The 13,758-nt window shown below is 73.1% G+C and carries 13 protein-coding genes; 6 read left to right on the top strand and 7 right to left on the bottom strand.

What is annotated here, in order from left to right:
- Positions 1–9 precede the first annotated feature (9 nt).
- Both ACZ4XD_RS14220 and ACZ4XD_RS14215 read left to right on the top strand, forming a co-directional pair.
- Positions 10–1,254 (top strand): FAD-dependent monooxygenase, encoded by a 1,245-nt coding sequence (locus tag ACZ4XD_RS14220; protein ID WP_468041838.1) that lies wholly within the window; start codon positions 10–12, stop codon positions 1,252–1,254.
- Positions 1,251–2,159, top strand: a complete 909-nt coding sequence (locus ACZ4XD_RS14215; RefSeq protein WP_468041835.1) for a Gfo/Idh/MocA family protein — start codon at positions 1,251–1,253, stop codon at positions 2,157–2,159. Before ACZ4XD_RS14220 ends, ACZ4XD_RS14215 begins: the two co-directional genes overlap by 4 nt.
- Here the strand turns inward: ACZ4XD_RS14215 and lnt are convergent.
- The 4 genes from lnt to ACZ4XD_RS14195 form a co-directional block, all read right to left on the bottom strand.
- Positions 2,128–3,660, bottom strand: coding sequence for an apolipoprotein N-acyltransferase (lnt, locus tag ACZ4XD_RS14210; protein WP_468041833.1), 1,533 nt, complete (start codon positions 3,658–3,660; stop codon positions 2,128–2,130). The two genes, ACZ4XD_RS14215 and lnt, sit on opposite strands and share 32 nt — an antisense overlap.
- 120 nt (positions 3,661–3,780) lie before the next feature.
- A complete protein-coding gene (locus ACZ4XD_RS14205) occupies positions 3,781–4,263 on the bottom strand; it encodes a nuclear transport factor 2 family protein (protein WP_468041831.1) in 483 nt (160 codons plus the stop codon).
- Between the two features lie 60 nt (positions 4,264–4,323).
- On the bottom strand, positions 4,324–6,264 hold the full coding sequence (locus ACZ4XD_RS14200) for an ABC transporter ATP-binding protein (protein ID WP_468041829.1): 1,941 nt from the start codon (positions 6,262–6,264) through the stop codon (positions 4,324–4,326).
- Positions 6,265–6,380: 116 nt separating this feature from the next.
- The gene (locus ACZ4XD_RS14195; RefSeq protein ID WP_468041827.1) at positions 6,381–7,898 is read right to left on the bottom strand and encodes a GAF domain-containing protein; all 1,518 of its coding nucleotides are present in this window, start codon (positions 7,896–7,898) and stop codon (positions 6,381–6,383) included.
- A gap of 530 nt (positions 7,899–8,428) precedes the next feature.
- Here ACZ4XD_RS14195 and ACZ4XD_RS14190 point away from each other — a divergent pair.
- Complete coding sequence (locus ACZ4XD_RS14190) at positions 8,429–8,818, top strand: STAS domain-containing protein (RefSeq protein WP_468041825.1); 390 nt, start codon at positions 8,429–8,431, stop codon at positions 8,816–8,818.
- 58 nt (positions 8,819–8,876) lie between these two features.
- Here the strand turns inward: ACZ4XD_RS14190 and ACZ4XD_RS14185 are convergent, their stop codons facing one another.
- From ACZ4XD_RS14185 to ACZ4XD_RS14175, 3 genes are all read right to left on the bottom strand, one after another.
- Positions 8,877–9,365: a glutathione peroxidase gene (locus ACZ4XD_RS14185; RefSeq protein WP_468041823.1), complete on the bottom strand. Its 489-nt coding sequence runs from the start codon at positions 9,363–9,365 to the stop codon at positions 8,877–8,879.
- Positions 9,325–9,636: a hypothetical protein gene (locus ACZ4XD_RS14180; RefSeq protein ID WP_042152329.1), complete on the bottom strand. Its 312-nt coding sequence runs from the start codon at positions 9,634–9,636 to the stop codon at positions 9,325–9,327. The genes ACZ4XD_RS14185 and ACZ4XD_RS14180 overlap by 41 nt, the downstream gene beginning before the upstream one ends.
- A 233-nt stretch (positions 9,637–9,869) precedes the next feature.
- Positions 9,870–11,504: an FAD-dependent oxidoreductase gene (locus ACZ4XD_RS14175; protein WP_468041963.1), complete on the bottom strand. Its 1,635-nt coding sequence runs from the start codon at positions 11,502–11,504 to the stop codon at positions 9,870–9,872.
- Positions 11,505–11,753: 249 nt separating this feature from the next.
- On the opposite strand from ACZ4XD_RS14175, the gene ACZ4XD_RS14170 reads away from it, so the two are divergent.
- From ACZ4XD_RS14170 to ACZ4XD_RS14160, 3 genes are all read left to right on the top strand, one after another.
- Entirely contained in the window at positions 11,754–12,872 is a 1,119-nt protein-coding gene (locus ACZ4XD_RS14170; RefSeq protein WP_468041821.1) for a SchA/CurD-like domain-containing protein, read from the top strand.
- A 68-nt stretch (positions 12,873–12,940) separates the two neighbouring features.
- On the top strand, positions 12,941–13,375 hold the full coding sequence (locus ACZ4XD_RS14165; RefSeq protein WP_042152337.1) for a cupin domain-containing protein: 435 nt from the start codon (positions 12,941–12,943) through the stop codon (positions 13,373–13,375).
- Positions 13,372–13,758 (top strand): beta-ketoacyl synthase N-terminal-like domain-containing protein (locus ACZ4XD_RS14160; RefSeq protein WP_468041818.1); only part of this gene is annotated, 387 nt, incomplete at its 3' end. The genes ACZ4XD_RS14165 and ACZ4XD_RS14160, both read left to right, overlap by 4 nt.

The raw sequence follows: 13,758 nt of genomic DNA, 5'->3' as shown, positions 1-13,758 counted from the left end.
GGAGGCAGCATGCGGCAGCACACCGCGCTCGTCATCGGCGGCGGAATCGGCGGACTCACCGCCGCGCTGGCACTGGACCGCCGCGGCTGGTCGGTCACCGTCCTGGAGCGCGCCGCCGCCCTGGAACCCGTAGGTGCGGGCATCGGTCTCGCCCCCAACGCCCAGCGCGCCCTGGACACCCTGGGCGCGGGCGACGGCATCCGCGCCCTGGCCCCCGCACAGACCGCGGCGGAACTCCGGCTGCCCGGTGGCCGCCGGCTGGCCCGTATGGATCAGGCCGCGGCCGTCCGGCGCTACGGCGGCCCGGTGGTGGTGGCCCACCGCGCCGAAGTGGTCGCACTGCTCGCCGGCCGGCTCCCCGTGGGCGCGGTACGCACCGCCGCCGCGGCCACCCTGGCCGACCCGGGTGACGCCGGGCCGGACGGCCGTCCGGCGCGGGTGCGGATCCACGGGGAGGCCGGCGACGAGGAGCTCACCGCGGACCTCGTCGTCGCCGCCGACGGCATCCACTCCGCCGTCCGCCGCGCCCTCTTCCCGGACCACCCCGGACCCCGCTACGCCGGCTTCACCGCCTGGCGCCTCGTCGCCCCCGCGCCCGACCGCCCCTTCACCGCGCATGAGACCTGGGGCCCCGGCGGCGTATGGGGCACCCAGCCGCTGCACGACGGACGGGTCTACGCCTACGCCACCGCGGCCGTGCCGCCCGGCGGCCGGGCCCCCGACGGCGAACGGGCCGAACTGCTGCGCCGCTTCGGCTCCTGGCACCACCCCATCCCTGACCTCCTGGCGGCCGTCGACCCCGCCGCGGTGCTCCGCAACGACGTGTACACCGCGGCCGCCGCACCGCCCGCCTTCCACCGGGGCCGGGTCGCCCTGCTCGGCGACGCCGTCCATCCGATGACCCCCAACCTCGGCCAGGGCGGCTGCCAGGCCATCGAGGACGCCGTGGTGCTGGCCCACCTGGCCGCACCGGACGCCGGGCTCGCCGCCGCGCTCACCGCGTACACCCGGCAGCGGCTGCCGCGCACCATGGACGTGGTCCGCCGGGCCGAGCGGATCGGCCGGCTGACCACCTGGCGCTCCCGGCCGGCCTGCACGCTGCGCGCCGCCCTGATGGCCGTCCCCGCACGCCTGGCACCGGATCTGGCGCTGCGGACCATGGACGGGATCGCCGACTGGCGGCCGCCGGCCGGCACGTATGCTTCCGGCACGCGGGGCACCCCCAACGCGGCACAACCCAAGGAGCATGAGTGAAGGTCGGCTGCATCGGACTCGGCGACATCGCCCAGAAGGCGTACCTCCCCGTCCTGGGCACACAACCGGGGCTCGAACTGCATCTGCACACCCGCACCCCGGCCACCCTGCAACGCGTCGGCGCCACCCACCGGCTGCCCGCGGCCCAGCTCCACCCGGACCTGGACTCGCTGCTCGCCGCCGGCCTGGACGCCGCCTTCGTGCACGCCGCCACCTCCGCCCACCCCGAGATCGTGACCCGGCTGATCGAGGCGGGCGTGCCGACCTATGTCGACAAGCCGATCGCCTACGCGCTCGCCGAGTCCCGGCGCATCGTCACGCTCGCCGAGGAGCGGGGAGTGGGCCTCACCGTCGGCTTCAACCGCCGCTTCGCGCCCGCCTACGCCCAGTGCCGTGAGCACGCCCGCGATCTGATCCTGATGCAGAAGAACCGCATCGGCCTGCCCGAGGACCCGCGCACCCTGGTACTCGACGACTTCATCCATGTCGTCGACACCCTGCGGTTCCTCGCCCCCGGAGAGGTCGACCACATCGATGTGCGCGCCAGGATCCGGGAGGGGCTGATGCAGCATGTGGTGCTTCAGCTGTCCGGCGACGGCTTCACCGCGATCGGCACCATGAACCGCCTCAGCGGCTCCACGGAGGAGATCCTCGACGTCTCCGGGCAGGACACCAAGCGCCAGGTCGTCAATCTCGCCGAGGTCATCGACCACAAGGGGCAGCCGAGCGTCCGGCGCCGCGGCGACTGGGTGCCGGTCGCCCGCCAGCGCGGGATCGAGCAGATCGTCCTGGCGTTCCTGGACGACGTACGGGCCGGCCGGCAGCCGTCCGCCCAGGACGCGCTGCGCACCCACGAACTGTGCGAACGGGTCGTCACCGAGGCGCTCGCGCAGAGCGTCCGCTGAGCGCCCGCAGCCCCGCGTACCCGCCGGCGAGCAGCAGCGCGCCGACCGCCCCGTACACCGCCCAGTCGCCGAACCGGGTGTACGGGGTGGTGCCCTCGGTCAGCGGCAGGTCGTAGACGGCCGCCGCGCTGCGGTCGGTGCCGAGCCGCTCGCCGATCTGCTCGCCCCGCGGGCCGTAGACGGCACTGATGCCGGTGAGGGTGGCGTGCACCATCGGCCGCCCGTTCTCCGCGGCGCGCAGCGCGGCCAGCGAGGCGTGCTGCGCGGGCGCCCAGCTCTCCTGGAAGGTCGAGGTCGAGGACTGGGCCACCAACACCTGTGCACCATCACGCACCAGACGGCGGCTCATATCGGGGAAGGCGCTCTCGAAGCACACCATCGGCCCGACGCGGAGGCCGCCCGCCGAAGCGACCGGCATCACCACCGTGGCGGTGCCGCGCAGCCGGTCGGTCGGGGCGGCCTTGCCCACCCGGGTCGCCCAGCCGAGCACGGACCGGAACGGGATGTACTCGCCGAAGGGCACCAGCCGCATCTTGGCGTAGCGCTCCCCGGTCGGACCGTCCGGACCGATCAGCACCGCGCTCTTGGAGATGCCCGGCCGCTCGGCGTGCGCGGAGTCCGCGTTGATCAGCAGCTCGGCGCCGGTCTGCCGGGAGAGGGCGGCGAGGCGTTCGGCGAGCGCCGGGCGGTCCGCCGGGTCCTGGGTGAGGCTGCTCTCGCCCCAGACGATCAGGCGCACCCCGCGGCCCGCCAGCGACCGGGTGAGCGCCTCGCTCCGGGCCAGCCGTTCCGCCGGGGTGCCGGTCAGATTGGGCTGGACGACGGCGACCCGTACCGTACCGGCGGGGCGGGGGAGTGGTGCCCACCACCAGGCCGCGGTGACCGCCAGCGCGCACACCAGCAGCCCGGCGACGGCGGGCAGCCGGGCCGCCGGGCGGGCGACCAGCTCGGCCAGGGCGGTGTTCACCGCCACGATCAGCAGGCTGACCAGCCACACCCCGCCGACCGACGCCAGCCGCAGCGCGGGCGGCACCTGCCACTGACTGGCGCCCAGCAGCCCCCACGGGCCACCCAAGTACTCCCAGGACCGCACCAGTTCGACCATCAGCCAGCCCGAGGGCACCAGCACCAGCGCGGCGGCGCACCGGCCCGCGCCGGGCGCACCGCCCAGCAGCGCCCGCACCAGCAGCCCCCAGGGCGCCCAGAGCGCACCGAGCAGCAGGGCGAGCACGAGGATGAAGACATGCAGGCTCGGCAGCAGCCAATGGTGAACGGCGAGTATGAAGCCGGTGCCGCCCAGCCAGCCGTCCAGCGCCGCCCGCCCGTACGTCGGGGCCGTCCGCACCAGCAGCAGCCAGGGCACCAGGGCGGCATACGCCAGCCACCACCAGGACGGGGCGGGAAAGGTCAGGGCCGGTACCGCTCCGGCGAGCGCGGCGGCGACGCCCCGTGACCAGGGGGAGCCCAGCCACCGTGGCTGCTGGCCGAGCGGTCTGTCCATGCCGGGCTCCCTGGTGCCGGTTTTCGCCGGTCGGACGGCCAGTGTGCGCGGGTGTGCCGATCAACGAAAGGGGGTGTCGCCGCAACGGCCGATACCGGATCGCGACGGACGGCGCGGCCCTCAGTCCGCCACCGGCTGCACCTGCCGCCACTTCTCGTGGACGACGACCCCGGTCAGCCGCCAGCCGTCGGTGGTGCGGCGGGCGGCGAATTCATAGCGGCCGGCGCAGGTGTAGTTGGGGGCGGTCGGCCCGCCCCCGGCGTCCGACGCGGGGCCGGCGAGCCGCATCGGGTTGAGGTAGTCGGCCTGGACGGTGGCCGTGTCGCCGGGGGCCCCGTCCCGCCGGACGAGGGTGACCCGGCGGTTGACGATCAGATGCTGCCGTATCGCGAAGTGCCGCAGCATCTCGGCGAGCCAGGCCGCCATCTCCTCGGCACCGCCCTCGATGCCGCCCGCGGAGCGGTAGTCGGCCCGGCCGTCCGGGGTGAACAGGGCCAGATAGCCGGGCCAGTCGCCGTCGTCCACCGCGATGGCGTACCCGGTGATCAGGTCGTCGATGGCGAGGCGGTCCATGAGCGTGGAGTGTTCCGCGCGCTGCGTCATCGCCTCAGTTTTCGGCATACCGAGGCCCCCGCCAAGAGGCGGGGGTCCACCGGCGCGGCGTCAGTTCACCAGCGCCGACTCCGGCAGGAGATCCGGGCCGGCGTCCGCGCGCCCGGCATCCGCGGCGGCGTGCCGGTCCTCCGAGTCGGCGAACTGGGTCCGGTACAGCTCCGCGTAGCGCCCATCGGCCGCCAGCAGCGTCTCGTGCGTCCCGCGCTCGACGATCCGCCCGTCCTCGACCACCAGGATCAGATCCGCGGCCCGTACGGTCGACAGCCGGTGGGCGATGACCAGTGCGGTACGGCCCTCCAGCGCCTCGGTGAGCGCCTCCTGCACCGCCGCCTCGGAGGTGTTGTCCAGGTGGGCGGTGGCCTCGTCCAGGATCACCACCCGGGGGTGGGCGAGCAGCAGCCGGGCGATCGTCAGCCGCTGGCGCTCGCCGCCCGACAGGCGGTAGCCGCGTTCGCCGACGACGGTGTCCAGCCCGTCGGGAAGTCCGGCGATCAGCTCCTCCAGACGGGACCGGCGCAGCGCGTCCCACAGCTCCGGTTCGGTCGCCTCCGGCTTGGCCAGCAGCAGATTCTCGCGGATCGAGTCATGGAAGAGATGCCCGTCCTGGGTGACCATCCCGAGGACGTCGCGCAGCGAGGCGGCGGTCAGATCGCGGACATCCACCCCGGAGAGCCGGACGGCCCCCGTGTCGGTGTCGTAGAGCCGCGGCAGCAGCTGGGCCACCGTCGACTTCCCGGCGCCCGACGAGCCGACCAGGGCGACCATCTGGCCCGGTTCGGCGCGGAAGGAGATGCCGTGCAGCACCTCTTCGCCGCCGCGGGTGTCGAGGGTGGCGACCTCCTCCAGGGAGGCCAGCGAGACCTTGTCGGCCGACGGATAACCGAAGCGTACGGAGTCGAACTCCACGGACACCGGGCCCTCGGGGACCGCCCGGGCGTCCGGCTTCTCGGTGATCAGCGGCTTGAGATCGAGCACCTCGAAGACCCGCTCGAAGCTGACCAGCGCGCTCATCACCTCGATATGGGCGCCGGACAGCGCGGTCAGCGGGGCGTAGAGCCGGGTGAGCAGCAGGGCGAGCGAGACGATCGCGCCGGGCTCCAGCTGTCCGCGCAGCGCGAGGAAGCCGCCCAGGCCGTAGACGACGGCCAGCGCCAGGGCGGAGACCAGGGTGAGGGCGGTGACGAAGTACGTCTGGACCATGGCCGAACGGACCCCGATGTCACGCACCCGGCGGGCACGGGTGGCGAACTCGGCGGACTCCCGGGCCGGACGGCCCATCAGCTTGACGAGGGTGGCACCCGGCGCGGAGAACCGCTCGGTCATCTGGGTGCCCATCGCCGCGTTGTGGTCGGCGCCCTCCCGGCGCAGAGCCGCCAGCCGCCGACCGACCCGGCGGGCGGGCAGCACGAACACCGGCAGCAGCACCAGCGCGATCAGGGTGATCTGCCAGGACAGACCGATCATCACCCCGAGGGTGAGCAGCAGCGTCACGATATTGCTGACGACCCCGGACAGGGTGTCGCTGAACGCCCGCTGCGCACCGATCACATCGTTGTTGAGCCGGCTGACCAGCGCTCCGGTGCGGGTGCGGGTGAAGAAGGCGATCGGCATCCGCTGGACGTGGTCGTACACCGCGGTGCGCAGATCCAGGATCAGCCCCTCGCCGATGCTCGCCGACAGCCAGCGGGTCACGAGTCCCAGGCCCGCCTCGGCGACCGCGATGACGGCGATCAGCCCGGACAGGCGGAGGACGAGGGAGGGTGCGTCGCCGCCCACGATGGCGTCCACCACCCGGCCCGCGAGCAGCGGGGTGGCCACCGCGAGCATCGCGGTCACGGTGCTCAGGACGAGGAACCACACCAGTCGGCGGCGGTGCGGGCGGGCGAACGCGGTGATGCGGCGCAGGGTGCCGCGGGAGAAGCGGCGCCGTCCTTGCTGCGCGGTCATCGAACTGTGCAGGGCGTGCCAGGCGGTGACTTCCATGTCCATCGTGGCCTCCAGGGTGCCGGGGTCGCGTCACGGGATCGCCGTGAGTGACCGGCGACATAAAGGAACCTAGAACCTCAACCAATCTTGAGGTCAAGCCATTCCGGTGTGCTCACCCGTCAGATGCCGGGGCCGGAGTGGCCGCCGAGCGGATGTTCCCAGGTCACGGGCGGGTGCGAGCCGTCAGGGGACCGCACCGTCAGCCGTACGCCCGGACGGCCGTCGGGCAGGGTGGCGGTGGTGTCCACGACGACCGACACCCGGGGCGGCGACGGCGCCCCCACCGCCGTCAGCGCCCGGTCGAGCGCGGCCAGCAGCTCCCGGCCGGTCCGCTCGTCGACCCGTGCGTCGACCGGACCGACGAACCGCACCGACGGGCGGCCGCCGAGCGCCGCGCCGGCCGCCCGCAACACCCGGGTGCGGAGGCCGGGCGGTGCCTCCGACAGCCCCTGCTGGAGCGCGATGATCGCCGTCCTGATCTCCTGGATCGTCGCGTCCAGCTCATCGATCGCCTCGCCGAGCCCCTCCCGTACCTCCGGCAACAGGGCCTTGCGCCGGGCGGTCTCCAGCAGCATTCCGGTGGCGAACAGCCGCTGGATGACCAGATCGTGCAGATCGCGGGCGATCCGGTCGCGGTCCTCGAAGACGGCGAGCCGCTCGCGGTCCCGGTGCCGGTCGACGAGCATCAGCGCCACCGCGGCCTGGGCGGCGAACTGGGTTCCCAGCGTGCGTTCGGTATGGCTGAAGCGGCGGTCGCCGGACCTCCGGCACAGCGCCAGGGCACCCAGCACCCGGCCGTTGCTGCGCAGCGGCAGCAGCATCGTCGGGCCGTAGTGGCGCGACAGCGGGGAGACCGAGCGGGGGTCGGCGGCGAAGTCGTCGGAGAAGACCGCCAGCCCGGCGTGCAGCTGGTGGAGCACCGGGCTCGCGGGCGGTATCCAGCCGCGAAATGCCTCGGTCCGTACGTCCTCCGACAGCACGGTGGAGATCGCCACCACCTCCATACCGCCCTCGGCGTGCGGCAGCAGCACCGCTCCGGTCGCCGCCTCGGCCAGCTCCCGGCCCTGCTCGGCGACGACGGTGAGGGCGTGGGTGGCCGTGGAGCGGGTCCCGGGCTCGGCCAGCAGCGCCGTGGTCACGGAGGCCGCGCCCTCGATCCAGCGTCGTCGCTGCCGGGCGGCGGCGTGCATCCGGGCGTTGTTCAGGGCGAGCCCGGCCTCGGCGGCCAGCATCCGCGCCAGATGCCGTTCCCCGTTGCCGAATTCCCCGCCGTCGTCCTTCCCCGCGAGATACAGCGTGCCGCACACCTCCCCCGCCACCTGGATGGGCACCTCCAGCGAGGCCCCGGCGGGCGACCCGGCCCCGGGGGAGACACCGTGCGTGATCAGCTCGCCCGTCCCACCGCCGTCCACGTCACGGAGGGCGACGGCGGCACGGTGCGCACCCGTGAGGGAGACGGCGGCCTCGGCGATACGGTCCAGCGCCCGCCGCAGATCATGGTCGGAGCCGACCGCGCCCCTCTCTTCCCCCAGCTGCGGAAGCCCGGAGACCGGCCCCCCGGCCGACGCGGGCAGGCGCTGCGCGGTCCGTTCGGGGAGATCTTCAGCGGGATCCGACGGCTTCAGGGCACACCTCACACTTTCGGCGATTCGCCCAGTCTAATTCGCCCGAAAGTGTGCCATTGGGGCCGTCCGGGCGAGGCGTCCGGCGCGGCCCCGCAGGCGCCGGTAGCCGCGATTTCCGGCCGCACGGTGTCCGCGGCCCTCGCGGGTGTACGCGGCGCGCCGTCCGGGCGCATGACCGGCGACCTGCGCGAAACCGCGGTCGGTCTTGCCTCGCCCCGGGGACCAGGCCCCGGGGTACCTATATCGGCCACGGCCACGAGGGTCGACTTTGAGACAACCTGTAGATGTCCCGGTCGCTGGGACTTGGAGGCCGCGGCCTGCGGGTAAGCCGTAAACAACTACGGACAGCAGCAGAAACGCAGGATCACAGCCGACACACCACCACAGCACACACGACCCGGAAACGGGCCGACCCGCCCGGAATGCGCCGGGCGCCCCCCACACCTACCGAACGTCTCCGCCGCAGACGCGTGGCCATATCCCGCGCCTCGGCACGAAAGTGGGCCGGGCCGATGGATGAAGGTCAGTACTACCCGAGACTTGTGGGACCCAGCCACGCGGCGGGCGGCACGACCGTCCTGGAACTCCGCGGTGAGCTGGACATCCTCGCCGTGTCGGTGCTGTCCGACCGGCTGGACGACCTCACCGGTGTCCAGGGCAGCGATCTCCTGCTCGATGTGCGTGCGGTGACGTTCATCGACTGCGCCGGTCTGTCACTGCTCAGCCGCGCCCGCTACCGCACCCGGCAGCGCGGCGGCCGGCTGCGGCTGACCGGGGTCACCCACGGCGGAAGCGTCGCGCGGCTGTTGCGTATGACCGGGCTGAACGGCACCTTCGAGATCGTGTCCGACGAGGACGCCGCCGAGGAACCGGCCGCCGGCACCGCCGGATCGGCTGAGGTCACGGACGGCGCCGGCACGGCAGTTGCCTGACCGGCGCCCTCCGGTACGCCGCCGCCCGCATCCGCGGACCGGCGGCGCGGTCATCGGATCAGCCCGGCAGGACCGCCTCGATGGCGGTGACCAGCTCCTCGGCCTCCGGCTCGGTCCGCGGCCGGAAGCGGCCCGCCACCTTGCCGTCGGCATCGATCAGAAACTTCTCGAAGTTCCACTGGACGTCGCCGGCCGTGCCCTCGGAGTCCTCGGTGCCCGTCAGCTCCGCATACAGCGGATGCCGGTCCGCGCCGTTGACCTCGGTCTTCTCGAACAGCGGGAAGCTCACGCCGTACGTCGCCGAGCAGAAGGTGGCGATTTCCTCTGCGGTGCCCGGTTCCTGGCCCGCGAACTGGTTGCTGGGGAAGCCCAGCACACTGAAGCCACGGTCCCCGTAACGCTGCTGGAGCCGCTCCAGGCCCGAATACTGCGGGGTCAGCCCGCACTTGGACGCCACATTCACCACCAGCAGGGCCTTGCCCCGGTAGTCGGCGAGTGAAGCGGGCTCACCGGTCAGGGTGCGCAGGGGGATGTCGTACAGACTCACGGTCATGCTCCTCGTCGCGGTTCCGCGGATAGGGACGGCCATCATCCGTCCCAACAGCGGAGCCCGCTCTGATCTTCCCCGGATCGTCCACCGGCCAGGACACCACCGGCCGCAGCTCCCCCGAGCGCCACTCCTTGAGCAGCTGGTCGAAGATCGGCGTCCCCTCCTCGGCCGGGCGGCGCGCCTGCGGAGCGGGCGGCGGCAGCGGCGGCGGCTGGCGGGGGAGCGCGATGCGCTGAAAGGGGTGCGCGGCGGGCTTCTTGGCGTCCATGCCCGGACTCAACCGGAAATCGCTTCCCCGAGTTGCGGGACGCGGCCGGGAGGGCCCTCAGATGCCCCTGCGGCGGTGACGGGCAGAAGATACGTTCGCGCGCCGACGGGACCGGCCAGACAACCGACGGAGGGGCCGGCGGATGTCCCGCCGGCCCCTCCACTCTCAACAGCCTCGTGTGCTTCGCGGGCCGGCCCCTGCCCGTCGGACCGGGCGGCGGCGGGCCGGTCCGGTCAGCTCCGGCACAGCAGCGAGGCCAGGACCTCCCGGAGCGCCGCCTCGGGGTCGGCCACCCGGCCCTCGGCCCGCCAGGCGACAAAGCCGTCGGGGCGCACCAGCACCGCGCCCTCCGGCGTCGTCCCGTGCTTCTCGGCCCAGTCGGCGCCCTCTTCGGGGGCCAGGTCATCGTTCGGGCCGGTGCCGATCATGTAGCACTTCAGCCCCAGGTCGAACTCCTCGTTGGCGCCCTTGGCCGCGGTGCGCCACATCTCGCCGTCGGTCCCGGTCAGCAGGACGAAGGACTTCTCGTACAGATCGAGGGTCGAGCGGCGCTCGCCGGCCGCGTGCAGCCACATGTGCGGGGCGCGGGTGCCCGGTTCGCCGGTCAGCCGCATCTGGTCGGGGACCACCGGCAGCTCGGAATCGGCGCCGACGACCGCTCCGTGCGGATAGCAGTACCCCAGGGCCACGGTGAGCACCCCGCGCTGCCGGCCGCCGCCCGCACCGGGCGCCGGGACGTACCCCGGGTGGCTGTGCTCGGCGGAGCGGGCCGAGGCGCGCGCACTGGTCTCCCGCGCCACCGGCTGCCGCTCGGCCTCGTACGACGCCAGCAGCTCGGGGGCCGCCCAGCCGTTCAGTACGGCGGCGAGCTTCCAGGCGAGGTTGTGCGCGTCCTGGATGCCGGTGTTGGAGCCGAACGCCCCGGTGGGGGACATCTCGTGGGCCGAGTCGCCGGCGAGGAAGACCCGGCCGGCCGCGTACCGTTCGGCGACCCGCTCCGCGGCGTGCCACGGCGCCTTGCCGGTGATCTCAACCGGCATGTCCGGTACGCCCGTTGCCCGGCGGATGTGGTCGATGCACCGCTCGTCGGTGAAGTCCTCCAGGGTCTCGCCCCGGTCCGGGTGCCACGGGGCGTGGAAGACCCACTCGGCGCGGTTGTCCACCGGCAGCAGGGCGCCGTCGGCCTCGGGGTTGGTCAAGTAGCAGGCGATGAAGCGGCGGTCGCCCACGGCGTCCGCGAGGGCCGGCGCGCGGAAGGTGATGCTCACGTTGTGGAACAGGTCGCCGGGCCCCGTCTGGCCGATGCCCAGCCGCTCCCGTACCGGGCTGCGCGGGCCGTCGGCCGCGATCAGGTAGTCCGCGCGGACGGTGCGCTGCTCGCCGGTCTCCCGGTTCGTAAGGACCGCGGTCACGCCCTGCGCGTCCTGTTCGAAGGAGCTCAGCTCGGTGGAGAACCGCAGGTCACCGCCGTGCTCACGGGCGCAGCGCACCAGCACAGGCTCCAGGTCGTTCTGGCTGCACAGGCACCAGGCGGACGGGCTGAACTTGGCCAGCCCGCCGCCCGGGTCGATCTCCTTGAACAGCCACTCCTGTTCGTCACCGGTGAGCGAACGCGCCTGGAGGATGCCGTGGTTGTCGGCGAGCGTGGACGCGGCCTCGCGGATCCGCTGCTCCGCACCGGCCACCCGGTACAGCTCCATGGTGCGGACGTTGTTCCCCCGCCCGCGCGGGTGGCGGGAGGTGTCCGAGTGCTTCTCGACCAGCAGATGTCGGACACCCAGACGTCCCAGGAACAGCGAGGCGGACAGGCCGACCAGGGACCCGCCCACGATGAGTACCGGAACCCGGTCTTCGGCGGTGGGATTCATTGCGTGCTCCAGCTCCAGGGACGTGTACGGCAGATGGAGCACGAATGCCCGGCTGAGGCCGTGTTCGATCACGGTTCACCTGCATGGCTCACAGATCTCGCGCCGCTCGTGGGTCCCGGCCACGATCGAATCCGGGACGCCCCCGGACACCGGGCGGGCCGCCCCCACCATCCGGCTCAGTCACCGGATCGCACCGGAACTGACGACGCACCACTGGGGCCGTCGGGCCCCGAAGGAGATGCGTAGACGATGACAACGCTGTCGGAACGAATATCCCAGTCAGCCTTCGACGGCTCACGGCTTCGGGTCGTGCTGCTCCTGGATCTCCACGAAGGGGCCCAGCAGGACTTCCTGGAAGCCTACGAGCACCTGCGCAACCAGGTCGCGTCCGTCCCCGGGCACATCACCGACCAGCTGTGCCAGTCCATCGAGAACCCCTCACAGTGGCTCATCACCAGCGAATGGGAGAGCGCGCCGCCGTTCCTGGCCTGGGTCAACAGCGAGGAACACGTCAAGATGGTGCAGCCGCTGCACGGCTGTGTCCGTGACACCCGGTCGCTGCGCTTCAGCGTGCTGCGCGAGACCTCGAACATCGCCAGCCTCGCGCCCGAGCCCCCCAAGGGACGGCTCCAGGCCAACCCCCGCGTCGGCGACGGCGTGGTCCGGCACGCGCTGACCTTCACCGTGAAGCCGGGCAGCGAATCGATGGTCGCGGAGATCCTCGCCGGGTACACCTCCCCGGAGGCCCGGGTCGACGACACCACCAGGCTCCGCCGCACCTCCCTCTTCATGCACGGCAACCGCGTCGTGCGCGCGGTCGAGGTGCAGGGCGACCTGGTCGCGGCGCTGCGGCACATCTCCCAGCAGCCCGAGGTCAGGGCCGTCGAGGAAGCCATCAACCCGTACCTGGAGCAGGACCGCGACCTCAGCGACCCGAACTCCGCCCGGGTGTTCTTCACCCGTGCCGCGCTGCCCGCGGTGCACCACGTCGCGGCGGGCGGACAGCAGCCCGACGGCGTCCGCCGGCATGCGCTGTACTACCCCGCCAAAGAGGGCTGCGGCATGGCGCTGGCCCGGATGCTGGCCCGCCAGGACGAACTGGCCGCCGACGACCCGTCCTGCCCCGTCGCCGGCAGCACCATCTTCCAGCGCGACGACGTCGTGGTCCGGATGGTCGATCTCCGTATCCCCGTCGACAGCGACCCCATGCTGTCGCTCGGTGTGCGCGGCCCCCGCAAGACGGCCGTGCTGCGGCGCCTCATCGACACCGAGGTGGCCGGCGGTCTGTCGAACGACCGCGAGATCGCGCATTTCCTGGAGCGCGCCGACATGGCCCTCATCACCGACCGCCGGGCACCGGGCGCCTGACGCCCCCGGCCGCAGGCAGGCCGCTCATCCCATTCAACCGCCGGCACCACGCCCCTGGAGGAACAGCCATGACCACGCACCGCCCACGCATCGTGGACCTCAGCGAGACCCAGCCCAACCGCCGGCGCGGAGGTGATCTGCGCGCCATGCTGACACCCAGCGCGGTGGGCGCCACGAGCGGCTTCATGGGCATGGCACTCGTGCAGCCCGGCGAGCGCATCGGCGAGCACTACCACCCGTACTCCGAGGAGTTCGTGTACGTCGTGCAGGGCATGCTCGAAGTCGACCTCGACGGGGAGCCGCACCCGCTGCGCCCGGACCAGGGTCTGCTGATCCCCCCGTACATGCGGCACCGCTTCCGCAATGTCGGGAAGGACGAGGCCCGGATGGTCTTCCACCTCGGCCCGCTGGCACCGCGCCCCGAGCTCGGCCACGTCGACACCGAGGGCACGGAGGAGAGCACACCGGCCGCGCCACCGGAACGCACGGAGCCGGTGTCATGACCCGCCGCGTGGCGGTCACCGGCGTCGGTATCGTCGCTCCGGGCGGCGTGGGTGTGCCCGCCTTCTGGGACCTGCTGTCCTCCGGTCGTACGGCGACCCGTGGCATCACCCTCTTCAACCCCGAGGGTTTCCGTTCACGTATCGCGGCCGAGTGCGACTTCGATCCCGCGGCGCACGGGCTGAGCGAGGAGCAGGTGGCCCGCTCGGACCGGTACATCCAGTTCGCGATGGTCGCCGCGGACGAGGGGGGGGGGGGGGGGGGGGGGGGGGGGGGGGGGGAGGAACGGGGGGGGGGGGGGGGGGGGGGGGGGGGGGCGGCGGGGGGGGGGGGGGGGAGGAGGGGGTCGGGGGGGGGGGGGGGGGGTGTCTGTTTGGTTCCGCTT

It is taken from the genome of Streptomyces sp. NPDC029466 (assembly GCF_055574515.1).
Note: the sequence above shows the minus strand (reverse complement) of the source record. Positions and strands in the feature narration are given on the sequence as shown.

Coding starts and splice junctions, on each gene's coding strand:
- ACZ4XD_RS14220 (WP_468041838.1), top strand. CDS start 10: ATGCGGCAGCACACCGCGCTCGTCATCGGCGGCGGAATCGGCGGACTC.
- lnt (WP_468041833.1), bottom strand. CDS start 3,660: ATGGACAGACCGCTCGGCCAGCAGCCACGGTGGCTGGGCTCCCCCTGG.
- ACZ4XD_RS14205 (WP_468041831.1), bottom strand. CDS start 4,263: ATGACGCAGCGCGCGGAACACTCCACGCTCATGGACCGCCTCGCCATC.
- ACZ4XD_RS14200 (WP_468041829.1), bottom strand. CDS start 6,264: ATGGACATGGAAGTCACCGCCTGGCACGCCCTGCACAGTTCGATGACC.
- ACZ4XD_RS14180 (WP_042152329.1), bottom strand. CDS start 9,636: ATGGACGCCAAGAAGCCCGCCGCGCACCCCTTTCAGCGCATCGCGCTC.
- ACZ4XD_RS14175 (WP_468041963.1), bottom strand. CDS start 11,504: ATGAATCCCACCGCCGAAGACCGGGTTCCGGTACTCATCGTGGGCGGG.
- ACZ4XD_RS14170 (WP_468041821.1), top strand. CDS start 11,754: ATGACAACGCTGTCGGAACGAATATCCCAGTCAGCCTTCGACGGCTCA.
- ACZ4XD_RS14165 (WP_042152337.1), top strand. CDS start 12,941: ATGACCACGCACCGCCCACGCATCGTGGACCTCAGCGAGACCCAGCCC.